Here is a 14,690-nt window from a genome sequence, read left to right as displayed (position 1 = left end):
ATTAATGTTCGACCAGAAGCTCTCTTCTAGTTTCATTTTGTAGTTTATAACTTTCATCTTGTACTCTATAACCTAAATAAACTAAAAGTATTGGGTAGATAGCTAAGTAATTAAGTACAAAAAAAGTCGAGCTGTTTGTAGATAAAGAAAATATTGTTGCAAGAGACATAATTGTCGCGGCTTTAAATCGAGCATTGTGCTTGGATGTCATCCATATCAAGGACAAACAAAACAAGGTAAAAATAAAAGTGCCAATAATTCCGAACTTTATCAAAATCTCTACTAATCCGTTATGGGTACCAAGCTCATGCCCACCAAAATCAAACTTAACACCATCAAAACCTAATCCCAACATAGGCTGGCTTTTGAACCTATCGAGCGCTAATTGCATCAATATGTCACGGCCATTGTAACCAGTGTCTAATAGACGTGAATCAGATGAACTCGCCAAACCAGAAAAATTACCAGACACCCATTCTGCAATTTCAACGGAATAAATAGATATCCCTAATACAGATAGTAACAATACAAATAGGGTAAAAAAATTACTTTTCGGAAATACAGTCACAAAAATATAAGTTAATAAACCTAATGAAAATGCCAATACTGCACTTCTAGAGGCAGTAACAGTAGTAATTAGAATTACAATTATTACTGCTAACGTCTTATACTTTTTCTGATCCATTCCTAATAAGATAAAAGGTAATATCATTACAGAAAGATGACTGGTGATATTGGGATTCCTAAACAGCCCAGGCTGCCTGAAATCTGACCAACTATTAAAACTTATAAGAAAAAAAGGTAGCAGTATAAGTAGAGTTTTAGATAGTGTTTTGTATTGCTCCTTATAATAAAAGGATTTTCCTTCAGCTAAGGCAATTTGAGAGGTGAAAAATAAGAACAAGACCAACGCTATTGACTGAACTATTATCAACAGACTACCTTGAAAAATGATGCTCTGTATTACGACAAATAGCACAAGAAAGAAAATAGCAATTAAACTTTTATTCATTATTACTATTTGATGCTTATACATTACAAGAAGATAAAACAAAGTAAAGTGTACAACTATTAAAGGCGCTCTCAAATTAGCAAAGTTCGAAAAACTTATAATAAAAATTACAAGTATTGAAGTCAATACAAATGAGTTTAAACTAATAAAACTAGGAACTTTTATATTCATATTATTCACTACAGTATTGTGTATTAACTTTTGTTTTTTAATATAAACTGTGGAACTTGTCTATAATTACTTCCATAGAGTATTTAGTAATAATATTATGTTTGTTCTCATTGGCTTTTTTAAGTAATTTATCTTTCGGATAGGTAAGATAGTTTTTTATAGTATTACTAACTCCAGTTACATCATTACTTAGAGCAATAGACTCTTCATCTAAAAGGACTCCAACATCCCCTACATTAATTGCTACACATGTAGTATCTGATAATATAGCTTCTCCTACTACATTTGGAAACCCTTCAGTTTTAGAATGTAAACAGAAAATGTCCATAGCTCTAAGACATTTAGGTACATCATTCCTCTGACCCAGCAGTCTAAAATTATCTAAAAGGTCGTACTGTTTAATCCAAGACATTAGCTCTTTATTTTTTGAGTCATTATCTCTACCTACTAACATAAACTTCAAATCTGGAAAATCTTTTATTAACGTAGAGGCAACTTGTACAAAAAGCTTTTGGTTTTTGACTGGGTTAAACCTGCCTACAGATCCAATGACGATATCATTATGGGACAAGTCAAATTGCTTACGAATATTAAGTCCATCTTCTTCTGTAGAAGAAAGCGCCTCTACATCAAAACCGTTAGGGATAACCATCATCTTAGATTTATCGTAACCAATACCTATATGATAGTCTTTTGATACATGAGCCGCACAAACTATAGAATTGGGGACGTAATAAGACAGTCTTGCACATAACTTACTAAGATGAACTGTTTGCTTGGAAGCACCTTGAGATACATCTGTAGTACGGATACCCCAAATAATATTATCAACACCTACACTCTTTGCAGCTAGACCACCCAAGAAGTCAGCATGATACATCCAAGTTTGTACGACGTCGGGCCTAGTATCTTTTAGTAAACTTCTCAACCGAAAAAGGGTTCTCGGTACTGATGATACAGATTTCATACCGAGGCTATGTACTGTTATCCCCTGACTCTGTAAATCTGAACCAATAATACCAATATCTGTTAAAGAAATAACCCTATGTTGAAACTGACCTGTTTTTTGACTGTGCAGTACTAATCGTTTGAGCATCAACTCAGCACCGCCTACATTCAAGCCAATAATTACGTGTGTTACTTTTTTAGTCATTTTTACATTCCACGTAGTGTAACAAGCCATAAGAAAAGGTTTCTTTGTATAGCAATTTTTCTTTACCAAAATATTTCTTTGGTAATGAGAAGAAATAAACTTCATTTTACATGCCAGTATTCCCAAAAAAACAGTTAGTACTATATAGATTTTAATTATTTTTCATAAAAAAAACAATGATTGAGATATCTTATCTGTATCTTACACCTGTTCTCTTATAAAACCTTCAAAGCCTTTAAACCTTCATTTTTAAATTTTACATTTAAAACGTCTTGTAAAGAAAATGATTCATTACTTTTTATAAAAAAATTTAGAGCATATGCAAAATTTTCCTCAAGATCTTGATTATTCTTCTCTTCAACCCATTCTCCATTTATACAAACATATCTACTTGGCGCTTTCAGTAAGGTGCCTGGTGAAAAATTAGTACCTTGAAACTCTATTAAATGACAACCATCCGGTGATTGAGCAATATCTAACGAAGCATAAGGATTGTTGATTTCATCAAATATACTCTTCGCATAGTCTAAAGTCTCTTTCGGAGGCCTTACATGTTCAAACAGTCCGCTTCCACTCGCTCTAAAGTCACCTTCTTTAATGTTTCTTTTTAAACTATAGTACCTGTCACCAAATACTAAAATCTTAAAATCATTTGTTAAGTTAGGTATAAATTTTTGTTCAACAAACCTATTAAACCCTTTATGTCTATAATTGTATATTGAAAACTCCTCAGCTTGTAGTCTAATTTTTCTTTGTAATTTTATTACCTTTCTTTTATTTGATACATTGAAATATTTTTTCTTAATATCTAAAAGATCTTTTTCATCCTTTATTAGAAATACACCACTACTACCTGCTCCACCCACTGTTTTTAATACCTTCGGTAATGGTAAGTTAGAATCATCGATATCGAAGAAGTAATTTCCTTTTAAATTACCAAAACCTAATTCAGTTCTGTATAACTCTTGAAATCCTTTATTTTCGTGACTCATAAGTATATCGTAACTTGGTATAATTCTACATTTTTTATTAATGAAATACATGACATCTCTTAGATACAGTCTAATATTTTCCTCATCACTAGAAGTGTAAAAAACCATATCTGTTTTATCAAAATCAATATGCATCAGGTCATTGATAGTTATAATTTCACTATCATAATTCAAGAGACTTGACACTTTGTTAACATCTATACTCTGCCAACTTTGACCAGTACTACCAAAAAATCCATTAGGTAGTGTAGCGATATATACCTTCATAATATTAAGTCCCTGCAATTAATATTTCTATCTTTTAACTAACAAGAATACCACTTTAATTACAAAAATACATCATTTAATTATATATTGTAAAATTATTATTACTATTAGATAAAACATTTGTAAAGATAGACAAAAAATATACATTGAATACCTACATAAAACAATGATAGGTATTCGATGTAAAGAATATTTTAAGTACAGATTTAATTATAAAAATAGATCATTTCCTAGACTTAATAAAATCACTAATGATTTCATCAGTATATTCACCTAAGAACGGCTCCCCTGCATTTTGTGGGATCCTTATAGTTTGGCCAAATAGATTTATCTCTATGCATCGCCATTTTTCAGTAGAGTCTAAGGCCATATCAAGGCTGATTATACGAGCACCTACAACAGCTCTAGCAATGCTTTTACTTACTTCAACCAAGTCGTTATATAGTGGAAATTTCTTACCTTCAAAAACAAAACCGGAATTAGGATGACTCAAATACTTTTTTTCATCTATATCAGTTGCATATTCATTTAGTATTCCATTTAATTTTATACTACAGACAATCCCACCATCTGATACATTATCTAAGCTTCCATCTTTTCCTATACGTATACCAGAATTAAGCATATGTACTACATTATCTTTATCTTTATATAAACTTACACGAACAGTATTCACACTATCTTTGTTAAAGGCATTGATTAATTCAGACTGTTCTATTTTTTCTTGAACCACTAAGTTAGGATGTTGTTTTATAATTTCTTTAATATCTTCCTTGCTATCAACAAAGTACACATCCTTTCCACCATAACTATCTTTATTAGGTTTAATGACGATAGGAAAATCAGTATTGTTAATTTCATTATCAATAAACGCTTCAATATCATCTATAGCTTCGAATTCATACGTATAATAACTACCATCAAGCTTATGAAAGAAGTCTTTTGGAAAGATACCTCTACCAAACCATTTGTTATATATACTTTTATGCGCTAGAAATTCAACATTTCCTTCATTATTTAAGAATCTTTCAACATATAAGCTATAAAACTCTTCAGGGATAATCCGCTTATTAAATGCCCCTGATAATGATTTTGATATTTCTACTGTCTTGAAGCTAACAACTGGGGATACAGCTTTCCAGTAATTACGATATTCCTTCTTCTCATCTTTTGTTAGACTTACTTTTTGAAAGTCGGGAGAATCATATATTGATTTATGCAGCTTATGAAAAGCAGAATACGCTGATAAAAACTTCCAGCTTCCAACAACTTTATTTTTTACAAACTTTTTAGCTTTCATGTTTTATGCCCTTGTTTATCTTTTTGAAATAGAAGTAGGATCCAGATCCTAAAATCAATTGACCTATAAATATATTAGTAGCTCCTCCCAATAGTCCAAACTTATAAATAAGTGGGAAGGATAATGCAAATCCTATTGTTGACGCTGCTATAGTAATTCTCATTACCACCTTATCGTATCCTCTCGAGATTAGATAGTTAGTAGAGTAAATACTGTAGAAAACAATAGCCAAAAATCCTGCCATAAGCATATAAAAGACTTCTGAGTCAGAACTATATTTTATACCAATAATATCAAAAATATACTGATGCACTATTATTAAGAAAATTGAAATAGCTGCTATTAAGATTAAATAGTATTTGCTAAAAATATCGAACTTTTCTTTATACCTAATTAAATATGGAAAAGCCACACCTGATACTACAGAGTTAAAAACAGTCAATAACTGTACAACCTGTCTTGTGGCGCCAAAATAACCTGCAGACGCCTTACCCAGTATCATCCCAACAAGAAAATTAGTTGTATTATTAAAAAGATTTGGAACGAATTGGTTTACAAATAGTGGAAAGCCAATTTTTAACGTCTTTTTAACTCTTTTAATACCTACAAACATTACCTTTAAATTGAATTTACGTATTATTATATAATGTGAAATAAATGCTACGATAATATAGCTTACCCCTAATAAAAATGGATATATCCAATAGTCCTGTGGAGCTTTTATTAATATAAAAACTCCTATGGTAAATGAAAGCTTAACTATAAGATTTAAAACCGTTATATAACCCATTTTTTCAACGCCCCTAAAAAACCATTCAGGGAATAGGGTTTGACCTATGAGCATTAAACACATTAATAAATATACAAGTAAATCCTCTTTAAACTGCGGTACAAGCAAAATTATCGGTATCAATACAGCTAAAGAGAACAGCAGTAAGTACATTTTGGTAATGATTGTTTTACTGTAGATAAAACTTAATTGTCTCTTATTGGTTCGATGCCTTGCAATCTCTCGTGTCGCTGACAGATTAAAACCATAATCTGTTACTGCTTGAAAATAAGCTATTAATGACAGTGCTAATACGATCGCCCCATATTGCTGTATCCCTAATACCTTTATCAAATAAGGCAAAGTAACGAAAGGTAATACGGCATTAACAAGCTTTAAAACTGCCAGTGAAAAAAAGTTTTTTAGCAATTGGCTAGTATCTTTATTACGTAGCATGGTGCGAACTTTACTAATCATAAAACTCAACTATTAATTTGCTAACGACTTAACATACCAAGGCATGGCTTTATCGATACCTTGACTAATGTCAAACTGAGGCTTATATCCTAATAAGTTTTTTGCTTTAGTCACATCCGCTTGAGAATGTCTTACATCACCTTCCCTAAAGTCTCGATATACAGGCTCTTTATCATATTTCACATTATTTTCTGCTAATGCTGACTTAATCGAGTTGAACAACTTGTTTAGCGTCGTTCTATCGCCTACTGCCACATTATAAACTTGGTTTTTGGCCTCATTATTGGTAGTTGTCGCTGCCAATATATTTGCCTGTACCGTATTGTCGATATAACAAAAATCACGGCTGGTTTCGCCATCACCATTGATATACACATCATCGTTCTCAATCATGGCAGCTGTCCATTTTGGAATAACTGCTGCATAAGCACCGTCTGGATCTTGACGTCTGCCAAACACATTGAAATAACGAAGACCGATAGATTCAAAACCATAGCTGCGTGCAAATACTTCTGCATACAACTCGTTGACATATTTAGTCACGGCGTATGGAGATAGTGGCTTGCCGATAGCGTCTTCGACTTTAGGTAATGCAGGATGGTCACCATATGTTGAACTACTCGCTGCATAAGTAAAGCTTGATACTTCCGCATCACGCGCAGCCACTAACATATTCAGAAACCCTGAAATATTGGTTTCATTGGTAGCAATAGGGTCTGCTAAAGAACGAGGTACAGAGCCTAGTGCAGCTTGATGCAAGACATAATCTGCACCTTTGCATGCTTGATGGCAATCATCTACTTTTCTTATATCGCCTTCGATAAATCTGAAACGTTGCCACTGATCTGCAGATACTAACGACTGTACTTCATCTAAGTTCTTTTGATGACCTGTCGCAAAGTTATCTAAACCTACGACGGTTTGATCGAGCTTCAACAAAGTCTCAAGTAAGTTTGAGCCGATAAAGCCTGCTACTCCAGTAATCAGCCATTGCTTTGGATTGTTTGCTAGTGTCTGCGTTGTCTGTTCATATTGCGTCATGGTATGTCCTTATTAGCTATATATCTTATATTTACAGGCGAATATCAGTTTCTTCTTTTGCAAATACATATTTTAGGTCATAAAGCACGTGTTTCTCTTTACCTAATTCTCTGATATTACTGACACCCATATCTGTAAATTCTGAGTGTGCAACTGCTAAAATAATACCGTCGTATTGCTCTGCTTGAGGTTTACTGATTGGTGTGATGCCATACTCACGATGAGCTTCTTTAGCATCTACCCAAGGATCATAGATATCGACTTCGATGTTATATTCTTGCAATTCGTGAACGATATCGATAACTTTAGTATTACGCACATCAGGACAGTTTTCTTTAAAACTTAGCCCCAGTATGAGCACTTTTGCGCCTTCTACTTGAATACGTTTTTTAATCATGTTCTTAATAAGCTGAGTCGTAACATACTCTCCCATACCATCGTTTAAACGACGACCAGCAAGAATAATCTCAGGGTTATAACCAATGGCTTGTGCCTTATGCGTTAAATAGTAAGGATCGACACCGATACAATGTCCACCCACTAGGCCTGGACGGAATGGTAAAAAGTTCCATTTAGTACCTGCGGCTGTTAGCACCGCTTCGGTATCGATATCCATTTTGTTGAAAATAACGGCCAATTCATTAATTAGAGCAATATTCACATCTCTTTGTGTATTCTCAATAACTTTAGCTGCTTCTGCGACCTTGATACTTGGCGCTTTATGCGTGCCAGCGATAATGATTAGATTGTAAACATCATCAATAAAGTCTGCTATTTCAGGTGTAGAGCCTGCAGTGACTTTCAAGATATTAACTACTCTATGCTCTTTATCACCTGGATTAATACGCTCAGGACTATATCCTGCATAAAAGTCTTGGTTAAAAGTTAGACCAGACACTTCTTCAAGCACAGGAATACATACTTCTTCTGTAGCGCCTGGATAAACGGTAGACTCATAAACGACGATATCGTCTTTTTTGAGAATACCGCCTATAGATTGTGACGCCTTGATTAAAGGAGTTAGATCTGGCTGTTTGAAATCATCAATTGGTGTCGGTACAGTAACGATAAAGAAGTTACAATCTTTAAGCGCTTGAATATCTGAGGTATAGCTCAGATGCGTCGCTTGAGATAACTCCTCATCACTAACTTCTAATGTATGATCCGTACCTGCTTGCAAGTCGGCAATACGAGTAGCATTTATATCAAAGCCCATTACAGAGACTTTTTTACCAAACTCAACAGCTAGAGGTAGACCCACATAACCAAGGCCGATAACTGCTATCTTTATATTATTGATATCTCTCATAACATTCCTTTCTAAATAAAGTGTTTTCGATAACCCAAATTAATGAGCACTATAGTGAAAAAGGTCTACGAAGGTGCTGAACCTTCATGGTAGCCCTCTACAAAGTATTTAAATTCTTCTTTTAGCCATTCAACATCATGTGGCTGGGCTCTACGTGTTAGCTGAGACAGCATGTTTTCGATATCCATTAGTGGGAAGCTTTGTTCCATTGCCTGCCTAATTAGTGGATGTTGCGTAGGCTCTACATTATCGTCGCCGATAATAAGCTCTTCATAGAGCTTCTCACCTGGTCTTAATCCACTAACGACAATCTCCATGTCGCCATCAGGATTATTTTTATCCTTGAGCTTACAGCCTGTTAGATAAATCATACGTTTGGCCAGATCTACGATTTTGACTGGTTCTCCCATATCTAAGACAAATACTTCCCCACCTGTTGCCATTGCACCTGCTTGTATGACTAAGCTTGCTGCTTCTGGAATGGTCATAAAATAGCGTGTAACATCTTCGTGCGTTACAGTAATAGGACCACCCTGCTCGATTTGTTTGGTGAATAAAGGAATGACCGAACCTGATGAACCAAGTACATTCCCAAAGCGCACCATGCTAAAGCAAGTTTTACTATTTACTTGGCTCAACCCTTGACATACCAGCTCAGCCAAACGTTTAGAAGCGCCCATAATATTGGTCGGTCTTACCGCTTTATCAGTAGAAATAAGTACAAAAGTTTCAACTTTGGCCTGCAGGGCTGCGTAAGCGCAATGGTAAGTACCTTTAGAATTATTGATAACGCCTTCAAAGGGATTATGTTCAACAATAGGTACATGCTTATATGCAGCTGCGTGATATACCGTATGGATACTATATTTTTTGAATACTCTAATGAGCTTATCTTCATTGGTCACATTACCAATCATGGCAATGATTTGAATATCACTATAATCAGGATTAAGAACTTGCTGGTTTTTTAGCTCTTGATGAATGCTATATAAGGCATATTCGGACAACTCATACAGTATCAAGCACTGAGGTTTGTTTTTGATTATCTGTCGGCACAGCTCACTACCGATAGATCCACCAGCACCAGTGACTAGAATGTTTTTACCTGCGATATTTTTGCTCAATAACATGGCGTCAGGCTCAACCGTCTGCCGATCTAATACATCTAAAATATCAACAGGACGCATAGTGCTGACTGTAACTTGCCCATCAGCAATCTCATGCAAGCTTGGTAGCTGTTTAATTTTGACTGATACTTCTGCAAACTCTTCAATAATCTGTCTACGACGAGCGCGACTAATCGAAGGCATTGCTAAGAACACTTGGGAGACATCTAACTTGTCTACAAGTTCTACCGTTTCAGCAGCATCATGTATTTTTACACCTAGTAAGTACCCGCCTGCCAATTGCAGATTGTCATCCACAAAAGCAACTGTACTATATTTATGAGATCGTTCTAATGCATCAAACAACTCTCTACCTGCTGCACCTGCCCCATAAATGATGACATTTTCCTGAGTATCTTCATTTTTAACATGATTCTTTTGGATACCGCTGCTACGCTCTAATATTTCTCGTATACTTAAACGACTGCTCCACAACCAAACAAAGAATAAGAATAGGTACAAAATAGGAACTGAACGCGGTATATCAGTTAATATTTCGAAAAAATTCATGACTTCGTAGGCAATAATGAGTACGATAAATAGCTGTAGTACGTTGCGCATAACCCTATCAGAAAATATACGAGCAACACCTCTATAAAAGCCAATGTAATAAAGACCAATGACAGGAGGCAGCGCATAAAGAAACAGTAACAAAGGACTAATATGGTTATCGATATCACCATATCGCAATGCCAAAGCAAGGAATAAACAAACCATTGACATCAGCATATCTGTGGTCAGAAAGAACCCGCGCTTTGCTACGCGTGGCATCTCTAACAATCGCTGGGCAGTACCATATAACCCGTTACCAGCGTTGTTATTTGCAGAATACGTTTTATTAGGCTCTGGCTTCATAGACATAAGACTCAACTGGTTGTGTTACCGCTATTATTGGGTGTTGCCATAAGTGTAAGTGTGATGATAGCTATTCTTACTCATAATTCCTTGCTGCATATCGTTGATAACAATGCCGTCTACCTGAATGTTCGCTTTGTTCATCTGCTTGACAGCATAAGCTAACTGACCCTCTAATGAATCATTATGGCGAGTCACCATCACTACTTGGTCAGCATATTTAGAAAGTATTACGGCATCTGTCGCTGCTAGCACAGGTGGTGTATCAATAATGATGTAATCATAATGAGCCGCTAGCTCATTCATCAAACCACCAAACTTCTCACCAGCTAGCATTGAAGAAGGGTTACGCGAATTATTACCACGTGGAATAAAGTCAAGGTTACCTATATTAGTAGGATGAGTAATACTAACGGCGGTACTTTGATCTTGCGTAAAGAAATCTGCAAGACCGTCATCTTGTTCCATATTAAATATGCTGTGAAGACTACCTAAACGCATATCTGCATCGATAACTAGAACTTTCTTATCTAGCTGGGCAAATACTTCTGCCAAATTTGCGACGATGAAAGACTTGCCAACATTTGGACTTTCGCCAGTGACGACTATTACACGACCGCGTTGATTGGTCTTAGCAATGCTCGGCATACCAAACATTAGATACGTTCTTAAGCTCTTTATCGCCTCATAACTTGGACTATTGTGATCAGCGTAAGATAGCAGTCGATTAGTGGCACGGCTGTTCTTGCTCAAACGTTGCAATGCTTTTGAGCGAGGAACCGTCGCTATAACAGGGACGCCTATTTTAGATTCAAGGTTTTCAGGGTCTCGAACGACGTTTCTCATTGAGCTTCTAAGTAGCACTAATACTGTACCTATTATTGTTCCTAGAATGGTGGCTAACAGAATGATTAGCTTTTCTTTTGGTTCAATAGCATTATAAGTACTGACAGGTAAGTCAACGATACGTGCATAACCAATTTGACCTGCTTTAACGATTTTTAATTGCTCATAGTTTGTGAGCATAGTGAGATAAATCTCTCTATTGATATCAACATCTTCCGATAGTTTCAAAAACTCTCTTTGAATCTCAGGTAAGCCTGCAATGGTATTACTGATCTCTTGCTTTCTGCTGTTCAATACTCTCAATTGATCATTGATTTGAATAACTAATGGATGCTCATTTGTATAGTAAGTAGACAACTCAGCTTGTTGAAGCTTTAGATCGTTAAGTTGACCGTCAATTCTAGAGTCCTCTGCCAACAGTAGCTGTGCTTCTTGGGCCACATCAATAGTGCCGTACTTTTTACGGAAATCATTAAACAGTGACTCAGAGCCTTCAAGCTTTTGCTTCAACACAGGAATCTGTGTTTCCATGAAATCCAGAGTTTTAGTTGTTTCTTCAGAACTACGAGATTTATTTTGATTTATATATGACAGAACAATTTCGTTTAATATTAAAGTGGTTTGTTGTTGGTTAGGTCCAGACAAAGACATCTGAATAATACCGGTCAATACACCTAGTTCTTCTACTGTCAAATTACCGTTTATACTATCTGTCGTAATTTGTAATGATTGTTTAGTGATATTGATAGGCTGATTATTGTTAGGCAGCTCTTCCACTGTAATCTGGATATCACCATCTACCCCTTTGAACTGATGCGGCTGGTTTAACTGACCTTTAAAACTATCAGTACCATTACTAAGTACAAAACCTGTATCAGATCTCGCTAAAGTGAAGCCGCGATCTAAATAATCTTTTGATACGTCGAACTGACTGACTGTGACTTGTCCGCTGTCAGTCTGTAATGACACTCCCTCTTCGGAATGAATTGGTGTATTGATTCGATCTTTTGTTATTCTCTCAATAACCCCAATTTCAGGGTTGCTCAAGCGAATTTGTAAGTGTAATGAATCTGCGACTGGCCCCAGTATCATGCGCGACTTTATTAGCTCTGCTTCCGCTTGAGCCATACTAGCTTCTGACCCAACCAAATTAGAGATATTTTCACCAAGCGCTGAGACACCTTGAGGACTGGCATCAATTTGCACCACTGCATCTGACTCATAAGTAGGCATTACGTAGCGGCTATATAATATGCCTGCTATCAAGCCTAATAGAGTGAAAAAAAGCAAAGTTTTCCAGCCACGTAACAATGAGCCGAGTAGGCTTGACAGAGTGATGTCGTCATTGTCCCGATCACTGACGGATGTTGATAGATTTTTTGAGTCTGTATTCATATTTATATCCGCTACTTAAGTGATTTTTTCATTCCATTGTTCGAGACTTTTAACAATATTGCTTTTAGCAGCCTCAAACACCGATTTAGGAGACCGATAAGGGTCTGTAATATCTTTATCAATCCAATGGCCAATCCGAAACGTTTTACCTCGGCAATGTGGCCATTTTTCTTCAATCCATTTGGTCTGGCTTGTTGACATGGTCAAAATTAAATCTGCTTTTCCTACTAACTCTTCACTAATTTGCTTAGCGACATGTGTGCTGATATCTATATCGTCAACTGCCATTACTTCAATTGCTTTTGTATCAGCAGGATGGTCTATCAGTGCTGATAGGCCAGCAGAGTCAATATGCTTTTGCGGATAACGCTTAGCTAATATTGCAGCTGCCATCGGACTACGGCATATATTGCCTACGCAAACAACTAAGATGTTATCAAACGCCATAACCTATACTTCTTTCTATATACCTGAAATTAATCTGGCCGCAGAGGTAGATGGTAGCAATGCGCTGATAACACGGTTCCAACGAGTTAGACCAGTTGGGTCGACATAGACGATATCATTGGGCTGCATCTCAAAACGATTGGCCAATGCAAAACTAGTAATGGTCTGCATATCGACATAATAGATATTGGTAAATTGAGCTTCTTTATTATCACGCACGATGTATATCTTGGCAGCATCAGCGGTACTAGCATTCAGGCCTCTTGACTCTCCTAATACGCTAGATAGGCTAAGTCCTTGCTCCAAAATAGGTATAGGCTCAATTCTTCCAAATTCACCTAAAACAAAGACTCTGTTACGGCTCTGACTGTTGACGTGTACAGAATCACCGTCTTGCAAATATATCTGATTGGCTGAAGAACCCATTTCGCGCAATGACTGCAAACCTAATGAATAGCTTTGACCTTTACGATTCAATATAATATTGTTTGAATCACCAATTGTGGTTGCTCCGCCTGCCATAGAAATAGCTCCATATAGCGATACTGGCGCATCCTCAATATTAAACTCACCAGGCTGTCTAACTTCACCATCGATAAAGAACTTATTGCCACGGTAATTAACCACTTTGACTTGTGGATCCGAGTATTTAAGATATTTTTGCAATCTTCCGCGTAGGTTGTTCGTAAACTGAGGCACACTTAAACCACTCGCCTTAATACGACCTATCATAGGAAATTGAATAAAGCCTTGTTGATCAACAGGATAACCTGCAGCGTAAGGATTAGAGCTTCCAGCTGATGAGGAAGGGGCGATATCTGGATAACCCACCAATACAATGCTTAAGATATCTCCATCAGCGATACGATAATCTACTGGTCTAGAAGATTGAATCAGACGAGACACATCATTATTACGAACAGCAACTTGTTTAGGCGGTAGAGTAGCCAGATTTAATGGCTGAACATTAAACCGAATACCGTTTTCTGCTACAAAAGTACCGTTAGGAGGCAAATCTCCAGATTGCAGCCCTGCATTAATGGTTGTACAACCAGTTAGAAACACAGCAGCTGATAAATAGAATGCGTTTAGCAACTTTGAGGAGTTATGCATAGGGGTGGAATGCTTATTGACCATGATGTCTACTCAACCTTATATCCTTCAAAACGAGTATATTTGTTACATATATTCGCAAAAACGGATTAAAAAAATACATATATTCGAAAAAGCGGATTAATTATCGCTGAATATACACTCAAATTAAATACAACGCAATATTCTATAAACTTTTGTAATGGAAGAATAATCAATTGCCGTGCAGTATTGTTGAGTATTACCACTCTACAACTTTCTTCTCTTACAACTTAGATAGTAACAACCGACATAACATAAGAGAAATAGAAATATCATTTAATAGTACGAACGGTATTTATATTACTTTTAACGGCCTAAACGGTGGTAAATTTTTTGCCAAACTTGATTAGCAAAGT

11 protein-coding genes are annotated in these 14,690 nt (G+C 36.1%); all 11 read right to left on the bottom strand.

All coding sequences use genetic code 11. The features are described 5' to 3' along the window. Nucleotide 1 precedes the first annotated feature (1 nt). Nucleotides 2-1,183: an O-antigen ligase family protein gene (locus AK823_RS03705; RefSeq protein ID WP_068326299.1), complete on the bottom strand. Its 1,182-nt coding sequence runs from the start codon at nucleotides 1,181-1,183 to the stop codon at nucleotides 2-4. Between the two features lie 37 nt (nucleotides 1,184-1,220). Then, nucleotides 1,221-2,336 carry a glycosyltransferase gene (locus AK823_RS03700; protein ID WP_068330121.1) on the bottom strand — a complete coding sequence of 372 codons (1,116 nt, stop codon included), beginning with the start codon at nucleotides 2,334-2,336 and terminating at the stop codon, nucleotides 1,221-1,223. A 215-nt stretch (nucleotides 2,337-2,551) separates the two neighbouring features. Then, complete coding sequence (locus tag AK823_RS03695) at nucleotides 2,552-3,595, bottom strand: hypothetical protein (protein WP_068326296.1); 1,044 nt, start codon at nucleotides 3,593-3,595, stop codon at nucleotides 2,552-2,554. Nucleotides 3,596-3,818: 223 nt separating this feature from the next. Further along, nucleotides 3,819-4,895, bottom strand: coding sequence for a sugar-transfer associated ATP-grasp domain-containing protein (locus AK823_RS03690; protein ID WP_068326294.1), 1,077 nt, complete (start codon nucleotides 4,893-4,895; stop codon nucleotides 3,819-3,821). Further along, entirely contained in the window at nucleotides 4,885-6,141 is a 1,257-nt protein-coding gene (locus tag AK823_RS03685; protein WP_068326291.1) for a flippase, read from the bottom strand. Before AK823_RS03685 ends, AK823_RS03690 begins: the two co-directional genes overlap by 11 nt. A gap of 12 nt (nucleotides 6,142-6,153) precedes the next feature. Next, nucleotides 6,154-7,182: an NAD-dependent epimerase/dehydratase family protein gene (locus tag AK823_RS03680; RefSeq protein ID WP_068326288.1), complete on the bottom strand. Its 1,029-nt coding sequence runs from the start codon at nucleotides 7,180-7,182 to the stop codon at nucleotides 6,154-6,156. 31 nt (nucleotides 7,183-7,213) lie between these two features. Continuing rightward, complete coding sequence (gene tviB / locus AK823_RS03675) at nucleotides 7,214-8,491, bottom strand: Vi polysaccharide biosynthesis UDP-N-acetylglucosamine C-6 dehydrogenase TviB (protein ID WP_068034795.1); 1,278 nt, start codon at nucleotides 8,489-8,491, stop codon at nucleotides 7,214-7,216. A gap of 65 nt (nucleotides 8,492-8,556) precedes the next feature. Then, on the bottom strand, nucleotides 8,557-10,518 hold the full coding sequence (locus AK823_RS03670) for a nucleoside-diphosphate sugar epimerase/dehydratase (protein ID WP_068034794.1): 1,962 nt from the start codon (nucleotides 10,516-10,518) through the stop codon (nucleotides 8,557-8,559). Nucleotides 10,519-10,545: 27 nt separating this feature from the next. Beyond that, a complete protein-coding gene (locus AK823_RS03665; protein ID WP_068326285.1) occupies nucleotides 10,546-12,753 on the bottom strand; it encodes a polysaccharide biosynthesis tyrosine autokinase in 2,208 nt (735 codons plus the stop codon). Between the two features lie 15 nt (nucleotides 12,754-12,768). After that, nucleotides 12,769-13,200, bottom strand: coding sequence for a low molecular weight protein-tyrosine-phosphatase (locus tag AK823_RS03660; protein WP_068034792.1), 432 nt, complete (start codon nucleotides 13,198-13,200; stop codon nucleotides 12,769-12,771). A gap of 15 nt (nucleotides 13,201-13,215) precedes the next feature. Next, nucleotides 13,216-14,313 carry a polysaccharide biosynthesis/export family protein gene (locus AK823_RS03655; RefSeq protein WP_068038995.1) on the bottom strand — a complete coding sequence of 366 codons (1,098 nt, stop codon included), beginning with the start codon at nucleotides 14,311-14,313 and terminating at the stop codon, nucleotides 13,216-13,218. Nucleotides 14,314-14,690: the final 377 nt, after the last annotated feature.

The sequence above is a fragment of the Psychrobacter sp. P2G3 genome, from assembly GCF_001593285.1.
GTDB lineage: Bacteria > Pseudomonadota > Gammaproteobacteria > Pseudomonadales > Moraxellaceae > Psychrobacter.
Note: the sequence above shows the minus strand (reverse complement) of the source record. Positions and strands in the feature narration are given on the sequence as shown.